Source organism: Frankia sp. BMG5.60, from assembly GCF_059428125.1.
Window position 1 is genome coordinate 6,072,197 of record NZ_CM182091.1, and the last position, 14,489, is coordinate 6,086,685.

A 14,489-nucleotide genomic window follows, 5' to 3' on the forward strand; every position below is an offset into this window, starting at 1 on the left:
CGGCGGCGCCGCCGCGGGCGACGACCGCCCGGCCATGCGGAACCCGAAGAGTCCTCCGGACGGGCGCCCCCAGTGCGCGGGCGACCTATATCGCTTGCTCGCTGGATGGCAATGACCCCACTGGGTCATCCGGCCTACTTCTCCGATCATCCGAGACGGACGACTCGAACAGGCTACGACGGCGGAAGGACACTCCCTGCGGCGGGGGAGACCCGCGCCACCGGGACGCCGGAATGGACCCAGCGGGCGTAGTCCGCGTTCTGTTTGGTTGTGGGGCCCGATCGGGGCATCCGCAATCTCAAGAAAGCCAGGACAAGCGGGGAAAACGTGTCTGCGTGGTCACGCCGGCCGCACGCAGGGCTCGACCGGACCGGCAAGCCGGCCGATCTGCGGTGGCCTGGGGTTGACGGCGAGTGGTTCCTTCAGTCGACGGCCGATGTCGACAGCCGCGCCGCCGCGGCGAGCACGGCCACCCCGTGCCGGCGCCCGGGTGATCGGGTCAGGCGCTCCAGCGGGCCGGACAGCGACACCGCCGCGATCACCGTCCCGGATTCCCCGCGCACGGGGGCGGACACCGAGGCCAGACCGGTCTCCCGCTCGCCGATGCTCTCGGCCCAGCCGCGCTCGCGTACCAGGGCGAGCGTCCCGCTGTCGAACGGTGCGGCGGCGAGCAGGTCGGGGTCGGGATGATCCGCGAACGCGAGCAGGACCTGCGCCCCGGACCCCGCCGTCATCGGCAGCGCGGCGCCGACCGGAACCGTGTCGCGCAGGCCGCTCGCCCGCTCGGAGGCGGCCACACAAAGCCGCAGGGCGCCGCGCCGGACGTAGAGCTGGGTGCTCTCCCCGGTGACATCGCGCAGATCGGTCAGGATCCGGTCGGCCCGGTCGAGCACGTCCCAGGGCAGCGGGGTGGCCACCCCGGCCGCCAGCCGCGGGCCGGGGACGAAACGGCCGGCGCCGTCCCGCCCGACGAGGCGGTGAATCTCGAGCGCACTGGCCAGGCGGTGCGCGGTCGCCCGCGTGAGCCCGGTCCGAGCCACCAGGTCGGCGAGGGAGGCTGGCCCCTGCTCCACAGCGGCCAGGACGAGTGCTGCTTTGTCCAGGACCCCGACTCCGCTAAGCTGTTTCATAAGTTGATACTGCCATCCCAGATGATGGGATGGTAGGTGGTAGGCAGGCGGGATAGCAAGATCGGGCAAATGGCGCGGCGCCTAGTCGTGGCACGACCCCGAACTCAGGACTGTCGGACGACCGCGCGGGCAGCTCGCCCGGCGCAGGAGGGGAGTGGGCCATGGGGCGCACACTCGCGGAGAAGGTCTGGGACGCCCACGTGGTGCGCCGCGCCGACGGTGAACCGGATCTGCTCTACATCGATCTGCACCTCGTGCACGAGGTCACCTCGCCGCAGGCGTTCGAGGCGCTGCGGCTGGCCGGAAGGCCGGTGCGCCGCCCCGACCTGACCCTCGCCACCGAGGACCACAACGTGCCGACCACGAACACGCTGGCGCCGATCGCGGATCCGATCTCCGCAGCCCAGGTCGAGGCGCTGCGCAAGAACTGCGCTGAGTTCGGGGTGCGGCTGTACCCGATGAACGACCCCGGCCAGGGCATCGTCCACGTCGTCGGCCCGCAGCTCGGGCTGTCCCAGCCGGGGATGACGATCGTGTGCGGCGACAGCCACACCTCCACTCACGGCGCGTTCGGGGCGCTGGCCTTCGGCATCGGCACCAGTCAGGTCGAGCATGTGCTCGCGACCCAGACGCTGCCGCAGAGCCGCCCGAAGACGATGGCGGTCACGGTCGACGGCGACCTGCCGGCCGGCGTCACCGCGAAGGACCTCATCCTGGCGATCATCGCCCGGATCGGCACCGGCGGCGGCGCCGGGCACGTCATCGAGTACCGCGGCGCGGCGGTCCGGGGCCTGTCGATGGAGGGCCGGATGACCGTCTGCAACATGTCGATCGAGGCCGGGGCGCGTGCCGGGATGATCGCTCCCGACGACACGACGTTCGAGTACCTCGCCGGTCGGGCGCACGCCGCCACCGGCCCGGACTGGGACGAGGCTGTGGCCTACTGGCGCACGCTGGCCTCGGACGACGACGCCGTGTTCGACCGGGAGGTCGTCATCGATGCCGCGAGCCTCACCCCGTACGTGACCTGGGGGACCAACCCGGGCCAGGCGGCGCCGCTGGACTCGCTGATCCCCGCGCCCGCCGACTACGCGGACCCGGCCGCGCGGGCCTCCGTCGAGCGCGCGCTGACCTACATGGGACTCACGGCGGGCACGCCGTTGTCCGAGGTGACCGTCGACACGGTGTTCATCGGCTCCTGCACCAATGGTCGGCTCAGCGACCTGCGGGCCGCGGCCGACGTGCTGCGGGGCCGGCGGGTGGCCGACGGCGTCCGGGCCCTGGTCGTCCCCGGGTCGATGCAGGTCAAGGCGGAGGCCGAGGCGGAGGGGCTGGACGAGGTCTTCCGGGCCGCCGGAGCGGAGTGGCGCAGCGCCGGCTGCTCGATGTGCCTCGGGATGAACCCGGACACGTTGCGCCCGGGGGAGCGCAGCGCCTCCACGTCGAACCGGAACTTCGAGGGACGCCAGGGCCCCGGCGGGCGGACCCACCTCGTCTCTCCGGCAGTCGCCGCCGCCACCGCGGTCACCGGCCAGCTCACCGCCCCGGCGCAGTTGTAAGCCGCGCCGGCGCGGCCGCGGGTCCCGGCGAACTAGCCGGGTTCCCCGCGACCGCGACCGCCATCCTGATCACGACTTCGTCCAGAGGGGAGCGTTTCCGGCGATGGAGGCGTTCACGATTCACACCGGTCGGGCCGTGCCGCTGCGGCGCAGCGACGTCGACACCGATCAGATCATTCCGAGCGAGTGGCTCAAGCGCATCGAGCGCACCGGGTTCGGTGCCGGCCTGTTCTCCGAGTGGCGGGCCGACGAGGGCTTCGTGCTCAACAACCCGGCCTACGCCGAGGCGTCGATCCTGGTCGCGGGCCCCGACTTCGGCACCGGCTCGTCGCGTGAGCACGCCGTCTGGGCGCTGCAGGACTACGGCTTCCGGGCGGTGATCTCGCCCCGGTTCGCCGACATCTTCCGGGGCAACGCGCTCGGTAACGGGCTGTTGCCGGTACAGCTGCCGGCGGAGACGGTCGAGACCCTGCAGACGGCGGTGGAGCAGGACCCGACCGTCGAGATCACCGTCGATCTGGCCGCTCGCGAGGTTCGGGGAGCCGGCCTGGTGGCCCCTTTCGAGCTCGACGACTTCACCCGCTGGCGGCTGATGGAGGGGCTCGACGACGTGGGCCTGACTCTGCGGCACGAGGAGCTGATCACCGGCTTCGAGGCGACCAGGCCGGTCTGGCTGCCCTCGGCGGTGTAGCGCCCGCGCGCGGGCGTCCCGACGTCGGCGGCAGCTCCGGCGCGGATCCCGCTCCAACCGGGCGGAGGCCTGCAGCACAGACGATTCGGCCTCTCCACTCGCCCATCGGCCCCGATGTGACGAAACTAACATCGGGGCTGATGTGTGGGTAGTCCTGCCCGAGTGGCCGGTCGATTACCGACCGGCGCCGACCTGTTCACCATCGCCTGCGGCGTTTGGTTGATTACGTAGCAGAGCTGGTTGCGCGGTCGCGGAGGCGGCCGGCTACCAAAGCGTGACATTGCGCCCAAAAAAACAGACGCCTCTCGCTACCCAACGTGATGAATCTACCGGATGCTGCGCGCTGGCCGTACAGCACGCATCCCGTCGCCCACTGGCTCGAACCCGTTGACGTGCGGGTTTGTGTGACGCGACACGGTCGCGGGAATTGCCCTCGACAGTGGAGATGCCTACGGTGCAGCGCAGTGTGATGCCCGATCTGCTCCCCACCCCGCGCCTGCGGGGGGCGTCCGGAGGTTGTTGTGAACAAGTCCCAGTTGGTTGACCGCATCGCCCAGCAGATCGAGGGCGGACGGTCGAATGCCACCAAAGCCGTCGACGCCGTGTTCGACGCCATTCAGGAGGCCGTCGCCAGCGGCGAGAAGGTGACCATCACCGGATTCGGCGTGTTCGAGCGGGTCGAGCGGGCCGCGCGCACCGGGCGCAACCCGGCGACGGGTGAGCCCGTGCACGTCGCGGCCTCGGTGGTGCCGAAGTTCCGGCCCGGCTCCGAGTTCAAGTCGAGCGTCTCGGCGAGCGGCGACTGAGCCACGGTGCGGGCGCCGGGCTACCGGTGCCCGCGCCGCATGGCCTCGGCCATGAGGTCGTGTTGGTAGTCCGACAGCCGGACGTCGTCCGGGCCGGCCGTCCGCCGTTCCCACCGGCCGTCGGACTGCAACACCCACCCGGACACCTCGTCGGAGAAGGCGTGATCGAGGATGCGGCGCACGGTGTCGCGGCGCTCCGGATGCGGCACCCGGACGAGCGCCTCGATCCGCCGGTCCAGGTTGCGATGCATCATGTCGGCACTGCCGATCCAGAACTCGTCCGAGGACGCGAACTCCAGGACCCGGCTGTGCTCAAGGAAGCGGCCGAGGATCGACCGGACGTGCACGGTCTCCGACAGGCCCGGTACACCGGGCCGTAGGGCGCAGATTCCCCGCACCAGGCAGTGCACGGGAACGCCCACCATGGACGCGCGGTAGAGCGCGTCGATCACCTGCTCGTCGACCAGACTGTTGACCTTGAGGCGGATGCCGCACGGACGGCCTTCCTGGGCCGCCCGCGCCTCCGCGGAGATGCGCTGCAGGATCCCGTCACGCATGTGCTGCGGAGCGACCAGCAGCGAGCGGTACTCGGTCTGCCGGCTGTACCCGGTGAGCACGTTGAACAGATCGGTGAGGTCGGCGCCCACCTCGGGATCGGCGGTGAGCAGGCCGAGGTCCTCGTAGAGCCGTGCGGTCTTGGGATTGTAGTTGCCGGTGCCCACATGGCAGTACCGGCGCAGCCCGCCGCGCTCCTGCCGGACGACGAGGCAGGTCTTGCAGTGGGTCTTCAATCCGATCAGGCCGTAGACGACGTGGCAACCGGCCCGCTCGAGTTCGCGCGCCCAGCGGATGTTGGCGCTCTCGTCGAACCGCGCCTTGATCTCGACCAGCACGACGACCTGCTTGCCCGCCTCGGCCGCCGAGACGAGAGCGTCCACGATCGGGGAGTCGCCGGACGTGCGATAGAGCGTCTGCTTGATGGCGAGGACGTGCGGATCGGCGGCGGCCTGTTCGATGAACCTCTGCACCGAGGTCGTGAACGAGTCGTACGGATGGTGGACGAGGACGTCACCCTCGCGCAGCACGCTGAAGAAGTCGGGCGTCTCCCCTTCTTCGGTGATCAGTCGGGGATGGGTGATCGGAACCCGCGGCGCGTCCTTCAGCTCCGGCCGGTCGAGGTCGTACAGGGCCCAGAGGGCCGACAGGTCCAGCATCCCCGCGACCCGGTGCACCTCCCGCTCGGTGACCTCGAGCTCGCGCATGAGCAGCGCCAGCAGGTCGGAATCGATGTCGTCGTCGACCTCCAGCCGGACGGCGGGACCGAAGCGTCGGCGGGCCAGCTCCCGCTCCAGGGCCTGCAGGAGATCCTCCGCCTCGTCCTCCTCGACCTCGAGGTCGGCGTTGCGGGTGACCCGGAACAGGTGGGAGTCGATCACCTCCATGCCGGGGAAAAGCTGATCGAGGTGCGCGGCGATCACCTCTTCGAGCGGCACGAAGCAGGCGCACTCCGCCGGCGTCGGGCCGTCCGCGGGGAAGTCCCCGGCCGGGTCCACCGCGACGGAGACCAGCCGCGGCACGTTCTGCGGCACCTTCACCCGGGCGAAGTGGTCGATCTCCCCGCCCGGCTCGCGGACCTGAACGGCGAGGTTGAGCGAAAGGCCGCTGATGTAGGGGAACGGATGCGCCGGGTCGACCGCGAGCGGGGTGAGCACCGGGAAGATCTGCTCGTGGAAGTAGTCGTGCAGGTGTTCCCGCTGGGCCTCGCTGAGCTGGGACCAGAACCGGATGCTGATCCCCGCGTGCGCCAGCGACGGCACGACCTCGTCGGTGAAGCAGCGCGAGTGCCGCTCCGTGAGCTGGGCGGTGGTCCGGCTGACAAGGTCGAGCTGCTCCCGTGCGCTCAGGCCGTCGGCCGAGCGGACCGCGAGTCCGGTGGCCTCACGCCGCATCAGACCGGCGACCCGGACCATGTAGAACTCGTCGAGGTTGCTGGCGAAGATCGCCAGGAACTTGGCGCGCTCCAACAACGGCGTGGAGACGTCCTCCGCGAGCGCCAGCACCCGGGCGTTGAAATCGAGCCAGGACGCCTCGCGGTTGATGAACCGATCGGCCGGCAGATCGGACGGCGCAGGCGGACGGGGCGCCTCCAGAGGTTCGAGCAGGCCGCTGCGGGCCTTGCGCTGAGGCTGTTCGGGACGGGTCGCCACCAGCTCGCTCATGCCTCTAGATGGTGCCAGCCGACGGCGAACTCGGCAGCGCGGGACGATGTCCGGATACGGCGGCGCCGATGACTCATCGAGGGCATCATGGCGGGCCACCGGTTCGATCCGTGCCCGTTGTAGTGGTTTGGTCGCCTCCCCGTGGTCGCCTGCCGGGCCCCGGGACCCGGCGTTAACGGCATGGAAACAGTCGAAGGCGACGATCGGCAGTGTGATGGAAACATCCGCCGTCGATCGGTCGTTCTCTCCAAAAACGGTCCTTGTGCCCCTTCCACGGTCAAGCGGGCACTGTGTGTCTGATATCACACCATTTGGACGGCCGGTGCTGGAGCGAGGAGACCTCCGGTGAGGATGTCGGATCCGCTCGAACCCGGCGGGGCTGCGACGCTGCCGCAACCCTCGACGGCGTCCGGGAGTGATCTGCCCGGGGGGGAGCATCCGGGAGTGGCTGCCGTCAACCTGACCGACCTGCAGGCCGGGACGCGGGTGACCTATCGGGTCGCGCAGCGCTTCCGGTACACCTACGACGGCGACGCCACCGACCTGGTGCACCGGCTCGTCGTGGTCCCGCCCAATCGGCATGGCGACCAGACTGTCCGCGACGCCCGGCTGGCGGTCTCCTCCGATGCGGCCCGCACCACCTGGCGACGTGGCGCCGACGGGACACGAAGTGCGGTGGTGCGCCTCGACCGGGTGCCGCCCCGACTTGACTTCGATGTGACCGTGACGATCGACCGGATCGCCGGGGGTGTTCGGCCATGGCTGCGGGCCACGGCACTGGCCGGCCGTCGGCTGCTCGACGCCACCCCGCTGACCGTGCCGGACGCGACGCTCACCGCGGCTGCCCGCGCCCTGGCCACCGACGATCCGGTGGCGACGGCACGCCGGTTCTGCGGCTGGGTGCACAGCAGAATTCGATATGTCCCCGGCAGTACGGACGTGACGACCACGGCGGCCCAGGCCCTTGCCGGCGGTTCCGGGGTCTGCCAGGACCAGGCGCACGTGATGCTCGCCCTGTGCCGCGCGGCGGGGCTGCCCGCCCGCTACGTGTCCGGGCATCTCGTCGGGGACGGCCCGTCACACGCCTGGGTGGAGGTCGTCATGAGCGGTGGGGTGGCCGATGGCGTTCCCCGGACCGGCGCGGGGGGAGGGGCGGCGGCCGACGCGGCCGGCTGGGAACCCGGCGCCCTCGCCGTCGCCTTCGATCCGTGCCACGACCGGCTGGCGGATCTCCGCTACGTGACGGTCGCGGTCGGCCGCGACTACTCCGACGTCGCGCCGACGTCCGGCTGGTACACCGGAGCGGGGCGGGGGACCCTGACCGCCAGTCAGCGGGTCACCGTCGTCGACGTTGAGCCCGCGCCGTGATCTCCCTGTCGCGGTGCGCCCCTTCCGGGGGATGAGCGTCCCGCGGGTTGCCGCCCCGAGTGGGGCCTGGCCGTGACCGTCGACACGGTGGACGCCCGAGAAGACCGCGCGGCACGCGAGGCATCTATCTACTCTTTGTGATAGGGCGATCACGCGCTACGTTGACGAGGGGCGCCAACGCGCCTGTTGATGACATGTGGTGATTTGATCGGCCGTTTCCGTTGCTCCATGAGGATTCCTTTGTCCCAGGCGGCCGATGCACGGGGAGGAGGGCGGGACGGGGGATGCTCGTCGACGCCGCCGCAATCGCTGCCGGCCTGACCGCGACGCTGAGCTGCGCGTGGGCCGGACGCCGGCTCGGCCGGCCCCGTGGCCGCTGGCTGGTCTGGCTGTCGTTCGCGCTGACCGCCTGGACCGTGGGGCAGACGGCCTGGACGCTGCACCGCTGGGAACGGCTCGCCACCGACCGCCCGACGGCCGCGGACGTCGGGTACCTCGCCGACGCCGGGCAGCTCGCCATGCCCGTCCTCGCTCTCGCCGCTCTCGCCGCGGTACCGGCGAGCCGGGTGCGGCGTTCCCGGGCCCGATGCACCCTGCTCGCCTCCTCGATCTCGGCCGGGGGACTGGGCGAGATGGGCTGGCCCGCCGGCGGAGGCTCGCGGCTGGGCCGCCTCGCCGACGGCCTGCGGTCTGCGGGCGTGCCCAGCGGTGCGGGTGGCGGTGCTGGCGGCGCCGGCGGTGCTGGCGGTGCTGGCGGTGCTGGCGGTGCTGGCGGTGGCGCGGGCGGGGGGTCCCGGTTGACCGGCGGGTTCGTCGGAGTGCCGGCCACGGCTCTGGACGAGATCATCCTCGGCGGTTCGCTGTTCCTGCTCACCTGGTCGGGCATGCTGGCCGGCCTCGGTGAGGCCGACGTCGCCGACGTTGGAGGGGGCGAAAGTGGTGTCGGGGTGGTGCGACACCTGGTAACGGTCGCGCACCCGATCGTCGTCCTCGTCCTGGCGCTCGCGGTCCTGCACGTCGCGGGCTTCCGCCAGCCGGTCGACCTGCCGGCCGTCGCCGCGGCCGGCACCGGCCTGGTGTTCCTGGCAGTGGTCGGGGCCTGGTGCGCGCAGGTCGGCGGCGATGCCGGCCGGCTGGGTAGCTCGTTGGCGGGTCTTGGCGCGGTGGTCGGCGCCTTGCTCGTCGTCCTGGCGGCGTGGCGTGCGGGTTGGGCGGGCGACGGCGGTCGGGTGGCCCGGGACGGGCCACGCGGCGACCTCGTCGGCTGGCTGCGGCTCGCGCTGCCCTATGTTCCCGCCGCCGGCGTCGCCGCGCTGATGCTCGACCGGTCGCGGGCAGGCGTTGTGCTCGACCCGGTCGAGATCGTGGTCGGCTCGGCCCTGATCGCCGCCGTCGTCGTCCGGCAGATGGTCACCCTGCGGGCGAGCCAGCGGCTGGTGGCGCTGGTCGGGAACGCCGAGCGCGAGGTGCGGCACTGGACGTCACACGATCCGCTCACCGAGCTCGCCAACCGCACGCTGTTCCACCAGCGGCTGACCGACGCCCTCGCCGCCAGCCGCCGAAATGGTCGGGACGGTCGGGACGTCGCCGTCCTGTACTGCGACCTGGACGACTTCCGCATCATCAACGACAGCCTCGGCCATGCCGCCGGGGACCATCTGCTGCGTGCCGTCGGCCAGCGTCTGCGGCACTGCGTGCGCGCCACGGACACCGTCGCCCGGCTGGGCTCCGACGAGTTCGCCGTGCTGCTCGACGGGGGGCGGGAGCTGCCCGAGACGGTGGCCGAACGCGTGCTCGCGGCCCTGCGCCAACCCGTGTCGGTGGGCGGCCATCACTGGCCCGTGCGGGGCAGCGTGGGGCTGGTCGTGGCCGGCCGCACCCAGGAGGAGACGACCGAGGCCCTGCTGCGCCGGGCCGACACGGCCGTGCACGCGGCGAAGCGGACGGGCAAGAACCGCCTGGTCGTCTATCGGCCCGGGTTGTGCGCCACTCCCGGCGCCCACCTCGTCGTCGGCACCCATCTCGCCGACGCACTGGCCACCGCGCTGCGTCGCGGCGGCCGATCGGCCGGGTTCGACGTCCACTACCAGCCCATCGTGCGCCTGCGCGATCGCAGTCCCGTCGCCTTGGAGGCGCTCGCCCGGTGGACGGCACCGGGCCGCGGACCGGTGCCGCCCGGCACCTTCGTCGCTGCCGCGGAGAACGGCGGCATCGTCGGCGCGCTGGACGACATGGTCCTCACCCGGGCCTGCGCGGAGATAGCGGTGGCCTACCCGGACTCCACGTTGCGCCTGCACGTGAACGTCTCGGCCAGCAGGGTCGCCGACACGACCCTGCTCGACAGCGTCGCCCGTGCGCTCGCCGCCAGTCGCTTCGATCCCCGGCGCCTGGTCGTCGAGATCACCGAGACGAGCCGGATCGACGACCTGCACGGTGCGCGCGAGGTGCTCGACGAGGTGCGTGCGCTGGGTGTCGCCGTCGCTCTGGACGACGTCGGTGCGGGCAACAGCACGCTCGCTGCGATGCACCTGCTTCCTGTGGACGTCGTGAAGCTGGATCGGACTCTGCTGGAACCGCCGCAGGGCGGAGGCCGGGCCGCGGCGATGCGCCGTTCCATGATCGTTCTGGCGCACGCGCTCGGCGCCGTCGTCGTCGCAGAGGGCATCGAGCGCGAGGGTCAGATCGCCGAACTGGAGGAGCTCGGGTGCGAACTGGGCCAGGGATTCTTTTTCGCGCGGCCGGGTCCGCTGCCCCTTTCGCCGCTCCGGCCGTGGCCCCCCGCTGGCGGCCGGCTGCCGACCGCCGAGCCGGCTCCAGGGGCGGACCCGGTCGCCTGACGACGCCGCCTGCGTGACGGCCCCGGCCCGCATCCGCCGGGCCTGGTCAGGGCACCGGCGCCCGGCCGACCAGGAGCGCCGCCGCCGTTGCGCCGCCCACCCCCAGGCGACGTGCCTGCGCGAGATCATCGATGGTGTCGACGTCGCGTCGTAGCCCGGGTACCGAGGACCCGAGGGCGTCGGTCAGGTCGACGGCGCCTGAGCGGCGGTGCGCATCGTGGCTGAGCGGTCCGAACGACGGGCCCAGCGGCGACCCGGTCGCGGCGGTGAGCAACACGGTGCCCGTGCCCGCGGCGTCGGCGAGGACCGCGCGGCGGTGGTCGCCGGCGGCCGCCAGGGCCTGGTGCAGCTCCGCGGTCCGCAGCGCCGGCAGATCCCCGGACAGGGCCGCCAGCGGACGCCCGGGCCAGCGGCCCGCGGCAAGCTCTGCGCCGTGCGCCAGGGCCGGATTGAGGCCCTGGTCGGGGGTGTCCGGAACGATGACGAGGCGGGCCCGCTCCTGCGTCGACAGCGAGAGGGCCGGCGCCCGACCCGCTTCGTGCCCGGCGCTGATGTCACCCTGGTCCCGCAACCGCGACAGCGCCCGGCGGACCGTCTGATCATTGGTCACGATCACCACGGCGCCGACGAGGTCAGTTGCCGAGGCGAGCACGGCCGTCACCGTGTCGAGGGCCATCGCGAGCGCCAGCAGACTACGGTCCGGCCGGTCCAGCCGGCTCTTCGCCCGCGCCAGGTTCTTCAGCGGCAGAAGGACCGTCCAGGACGCCCCGCCTCGTGGGAGCCACACGAAGGTGACCATAGGCCATGACGCCGCGTGGCGTCGCGAGCCGGACGCCCCGGTCCGGTCGACGGCCAGCGGTGGCAGGGAGGTGTTTCGCGAGAGTCGGCCAACGTCTCGCCTTGGTCGTGGGGTGAGCGTCGTCCGCGTGCGTATCCCCAGTGTCCGCCTCCGGTCGCTGCCCGCGTTGATCGTGCGGGTGGCGGGCGCGGCTCTTCGCTGAGCGTGGCCTCTCGGCGATGGAGTCGTCGGAATCTCCCTGGTGGGTGGCGACGTCGCTGGTGAGCGCCGCATCCTGCGTGATGCCCGCCAGAGCGGCGTCTACGGTCGAGTGTGAGGACGCGGTGGGCACGCCATCGCGCAGCGTCGGGGTGCTCGCCGCACCGGACGTCGACGCCGGTCCCGTGACCCATCCGGAGGGAACCATTACCGCCGATCCCAACAACCGGTCCGAGGATGCCGCGAGCGGTGTCGCGCCCCCGCCCCCGCCCCCGGCCTCGGTCCGGCCGGGCGGGGCCCGCGTCGGCGCGACCGAGGGCGGTCGTCGCGCTGCTTCCGGGAGGACGAGGTGAGGCGGGTGGCGGTGCTGACCGCCGGGTCATGGGGAACCGTCTTCGCGAAGGTCCTCGCGGACGCGGGCGCCCGGGTCGACCTCGTCGCCCGAGACCCGGAGATCATCCACTCGATCAACAACCGGCATGTCAACCCGCGATATCTGCCCTCGGTCCAGCTCCCCGACCGGGTCCGGGCGATGTCCGACCCGGGCGGCGCCCTGGCGGACGCTGAGCTCGTGGTGCTGGCCGTTCCCTCACAGGCGCTGCGTTCGGTGCTCGCCCGCTGGGTGCCACGGATCGCGCCCGACGCGATCTACGTCAGTCTGATGAAGGGGGTCGAGGCGGGTAGCCGGCTGCGCATGAGCCAGGTCATCGCCGAGGTCGCCGGAGTGACGCCGGACCGGATCGCGGTCGTCAGCGGCCCGAACCTGGCCCATGAGATCGCCGCGGAGCATCCGGCGGCGACCGTGGTCGCCAGCACCTCGACCCGGACGGCGGAAATCGTCCAGGCTGCCTGCTGGACCCCCTACTTCCGGCCCTACACCAACCACGATGTGACGGGATGCGAGCTCGGCGGCGCGGTGAAGAACGTCATCGCCCTTGCCGCGGGAATGCTCGAGGGAATGGGCTTCGGTACCAACAGCCTCGCCTCCCTGATCACCCGGGGTCTGGCCGAGACGGCGCGGCTCGGCATCGCGCTGGGCGCCGAGCCGATGACCTTCGCCGGGCTGGCGGGGCTCGGTGATCTCGTGGCGACCTGTGGCTCGCCGCTGTCGCGCAACCGGACCTTCGGCGAGAAGCTGGGGCGCGGACTCAGCCTGGAGCAGGTGGAGGCGGAGCAGCGGCAGGTCGCGGAGGGGGTGCGGTCCTGCCGACCGTTGCTGGCCATGGCCGATCAGCTCGGCGTCTCGATGCCCATCACGCAACAGGTCGAGCGGGTCCTCTATGAGGGTCTGCCGCCGCTGGAGGCGGTCAAGGATCTGATGAGCCGGGAGCCGGGACCGGAGTACCGACCACATCGATGACATCGGCGCCAGACCGCAGGGGCCGGCCGCGGATGACACTCCTGCCGGTTCTGGCGTGGACTCCCGGTTCCGGCGTGGACTCGGTCAGGCGGGTGGCTCGGGTGACGGACCGGCAGCGCGGGGGGCGGGCACCGGATCGGCGTCGACGCGGGCCCCGATCGAGCGGAGCTTGCCGACCGGGTCCTCGTACCCGCGCTCGAGAAATCTGGTCCCGCGGATGACGCTCGTTCCGTCCGCGACCAACGCGGCGAGCACATAGGCGAAGCCCGCCCGCAGGTCCGGAATCGTAAGATCACCGCCGGTGAGGGGGGTCGGGCCGCTCACGACCGCCGAGTGCTCGAAGTCGCGGGCGGCGAACCTGCACGACTTTCCGCCGAGGCACAGCGTCGACAGCGCGATGTCGGCGCCCATCTCCGCGAGCTGGCGGGTGTAACCGAACCGGTCCTCGTAGATCGTCTCATGGATCACCGAGGCTCCCCTGGCCTGGGTCAAAAGCACCACCAGCGGCTGCTGCCAGTCGGTCATGAACCCGGGGTGCACGTCGGTCTGCACATGCGCGGCGGTGAGCGGCCGGGCTCGGAAGAACGTCATGCCACGCGGGGTCACCTCGAACTCGCCGCCGAGCCGGCGCAGGTGGTTCAGGAACGTCATCAGGTGCTCCTGCCGGGCGCCGATCACCTCCACCCGTCCCCCGGTGGCCACCGCGGCGGCGGCGAACGACGCGACCTCGATCCGGTCATGGATGGGCGCGTGGGTGGCGCCGCGCAGCGTTGCCACGCCCTGGACGACGATCGTCCGGTCGGCCTCCACGTCGACCAGGGCGCCCATCTGCTGCAGGAACAGGATGAGGTCGACGACCTCCGGTTCCACCGCGGCATTGGAGATCACCGTGGTGCCCTGCGCGCGCACCGCCGCGAGCAGCAGGTTCTCGGTCGCGCCGACGCTCGGGAATGGCAGGGCGACGTGGGTGCCGCGCAGGCCGAGGGTCTTGACCTGCACGGAACGCACCTGTTCGACTATCTCCGCACCCATCGCCCGCAGCCCGGCGAGATGGAAGTCGACAGGTCGCTTCCCGATGCGGCACCCGCCGGGGAGCGGGATCACGGCCTCGCCGACGCGGTGCAGCAGCGGACCCATCATGAGGATCGGGATGCGGTTCACCCCGGAGTAGGCCTCCGACAGCGAGGCGTCGACGATCCGTTCGGTGGTGAGCCGCACCGTGTGCTCGTCGAGCCATTCCACCTGGGTGCCGAGCTCCGTGAGCATGCCCAGGACGACGTCGACCTCGGCGATCCGCGGGACCCGGGTCAGCGTGCACGGCTGTGGGGTGAGCAGGGTGGCCACGAGCAGCTTGGTGACCGAGTTCTTGGCGCCGGACGCCTCGACCGAGCCCCGCAGCGGAGCGCCGCCGCTGATGCGGTACCACCGGTGGTCCACGCCTCCGTGCGTGGCGCCTTCCTGCGTGGCGCCTTCCTGCGTGGCGCCTCCTTGCGTGGCCACTGCAGCACTGTTCGCCCCCACG

The 14,489-nt window shown here is 71.9% G+C and carries 10 protein-coding genes; 6 read left to right on the forward strand and 4 right to left on the reverse strand.

The genetic code is table 11. The features are described 5' to 3' along the window. Positions 1–422: 422 nt before the first annotated feature. A complete protein-coding gene (locus tag AC5R91_RS24870) occupies positions 423–1,130 on the reverse strand; it encodes an IclR family transcriptional regulator (protein ID WP_495393711.1) in 708 nt (235 codons plus the stop codon). A gap of 161 nt (positions 1,131–1,291) precedes the next feature. Between AC5R91_RS24870 and leuC the strand changes: the two genes are divergently transcribed. The 3 genes from leuC (at position 1,292) to AC5R91_RS24885 (ending at position 4,186) form a co-directional block, all read left to right on the forward strand. After that, complete coding sequence (leuC, locus tag AC5R91_RS24875) at positions 1,292–2,689, forward strand: 3-isopropylmalate dehydratase large subunit (RefSeq protein WP_495393712.1); 1,398 nt, start codon at positions 1,292–1,294, stop codon at positions 2,687–2,689. A gap of 103 nt (positions 2,690–2,792) precedes the next feature. Then, on the forward strand, positions 2,793–3,380 hold the full coding sequence (gene leuD / locus AC5R91_RS24880; protein ID WP_495393714.1) for a 3-isopropylmalate dehydratase small subunit: 588 nt from the start codon (positions 2,793–2,795) through the stop codon (positions 3,378–3,380). A gap of 521 nt (positions 3,381–3,901) precedes the next feature. Further along, positions 3,902–4,186 (forward strand): HU family DNA-binding protein, encoded by a 285-nt coding sequence (locus AC5R91_RS24885; RefSeq protein WP_009742300.1) that lies wholly within the window; start codon positions 3,902–3,904, stop codon positions 4,184–4,186. A 20-nt stretch (positions 4,187–4,206) separates the two neighbouring features. On the opposite strand, the gene AC5R91_RS24890 is transcribed toward AC5R91_RS24885, so the two are convergent. Further along, the gene (locus tag AC5R91_RS24890; RefSeq protein WP_495393716.1) at positions 4,207–6,405 is read right to left on the reverse strand and encodes an RNA degradosome polyphosphate kinase; all 2,199 of its coding nucleotides are present in this window, start codon (positions 6,403–6,405) and stop codon (positions 4,207–4,209) included. A 351-nt stretch (positions 6,406–6,756) separates the two neighbouring features. Here AC5R91_RS24890 and AC5R91_RS24895 point away from each other — a divergent pair, with 351 nt between their 5' ends. Both AC5R91_RS24895 and AC5R91_RS24900 read left to right on the forward strand, forming a co-directional pair. Next, positions 6,757–7,773 carry a transglutaminase family protein gene (locus AC5R91_RS24895; RefSeq protein ID WP_495398055.1) on the forward strand — a complete coding sequence of 339 codons (1,017 nt, stop codon included), beginning with the start codon at positions 6,757–6,759 and terminating at the stop codon, positions 7,771–7,773. Between the two features lie 284 nt (positions 7,774–8,057). Further along, positions 8,058–10,610, forward strand: coding sequence for a putative bifunctional diguanylate cyclase/phosphodiesterase (locus tag AC5R91_RS24900; protein WP_495393717.1), 2,553 nt, complete (start codon positions 8,058–8,060; stop codon positions 10,608–10,610). Between the two features lie 46 nt (positions 10,611–10,656). Here the strand turns inward: AC5R91_RS24900 and cofC are convergent, their stop codons facing one another. Then, positions 10,657–11,409: a 2-phospho-L-lactate guanylyltransferase gene (gene cofC, locus AC5R91_RS24905; RefSeq protein WP_495393718.1), complete on the reverse strand. Its 753-nt coding sequence runs from the start codon at positions 11,407–11,409 to the stop codon at positions 10,657–10,659. Positions 11,410–11,956: 547 nt separating this feature from the next. Here cofC and AC5R91_RS24910 point away from each other — a divergent pair. After that, positions 11,957–12,967 (forward strand): NAD(P)H-dependent glycerol-3-phosphate dehydrogenase, encoded by a 1,011-nt coding sequence (locus AC5R91_RS24910; protein ID WP_495393719.1) that lies wholly within the window; start codon positions 11,957–11,959, stop codon positions 12,965–12,967. A gap of 84 nt (positions 12,968–13,051) precedes the next feature. On the opposite strand, the gene murA is transcribed toward AC5R91_RS24910, so the two are convergent. After that, complete coding sequence (murA, locus tag AC5R91_RS24915; protein ID WP_495393720.1) at positions 13,052–14,404, reverse strand: UDP-N-acetylglucosamine 1-carboxyvinyltransferase; 1,353 nt, start codon at positions 14,402–14,404, stop codon at positions 13,052–13,054. Positions 14,405–14,489 lie beyond the last annotated feature (85 nt).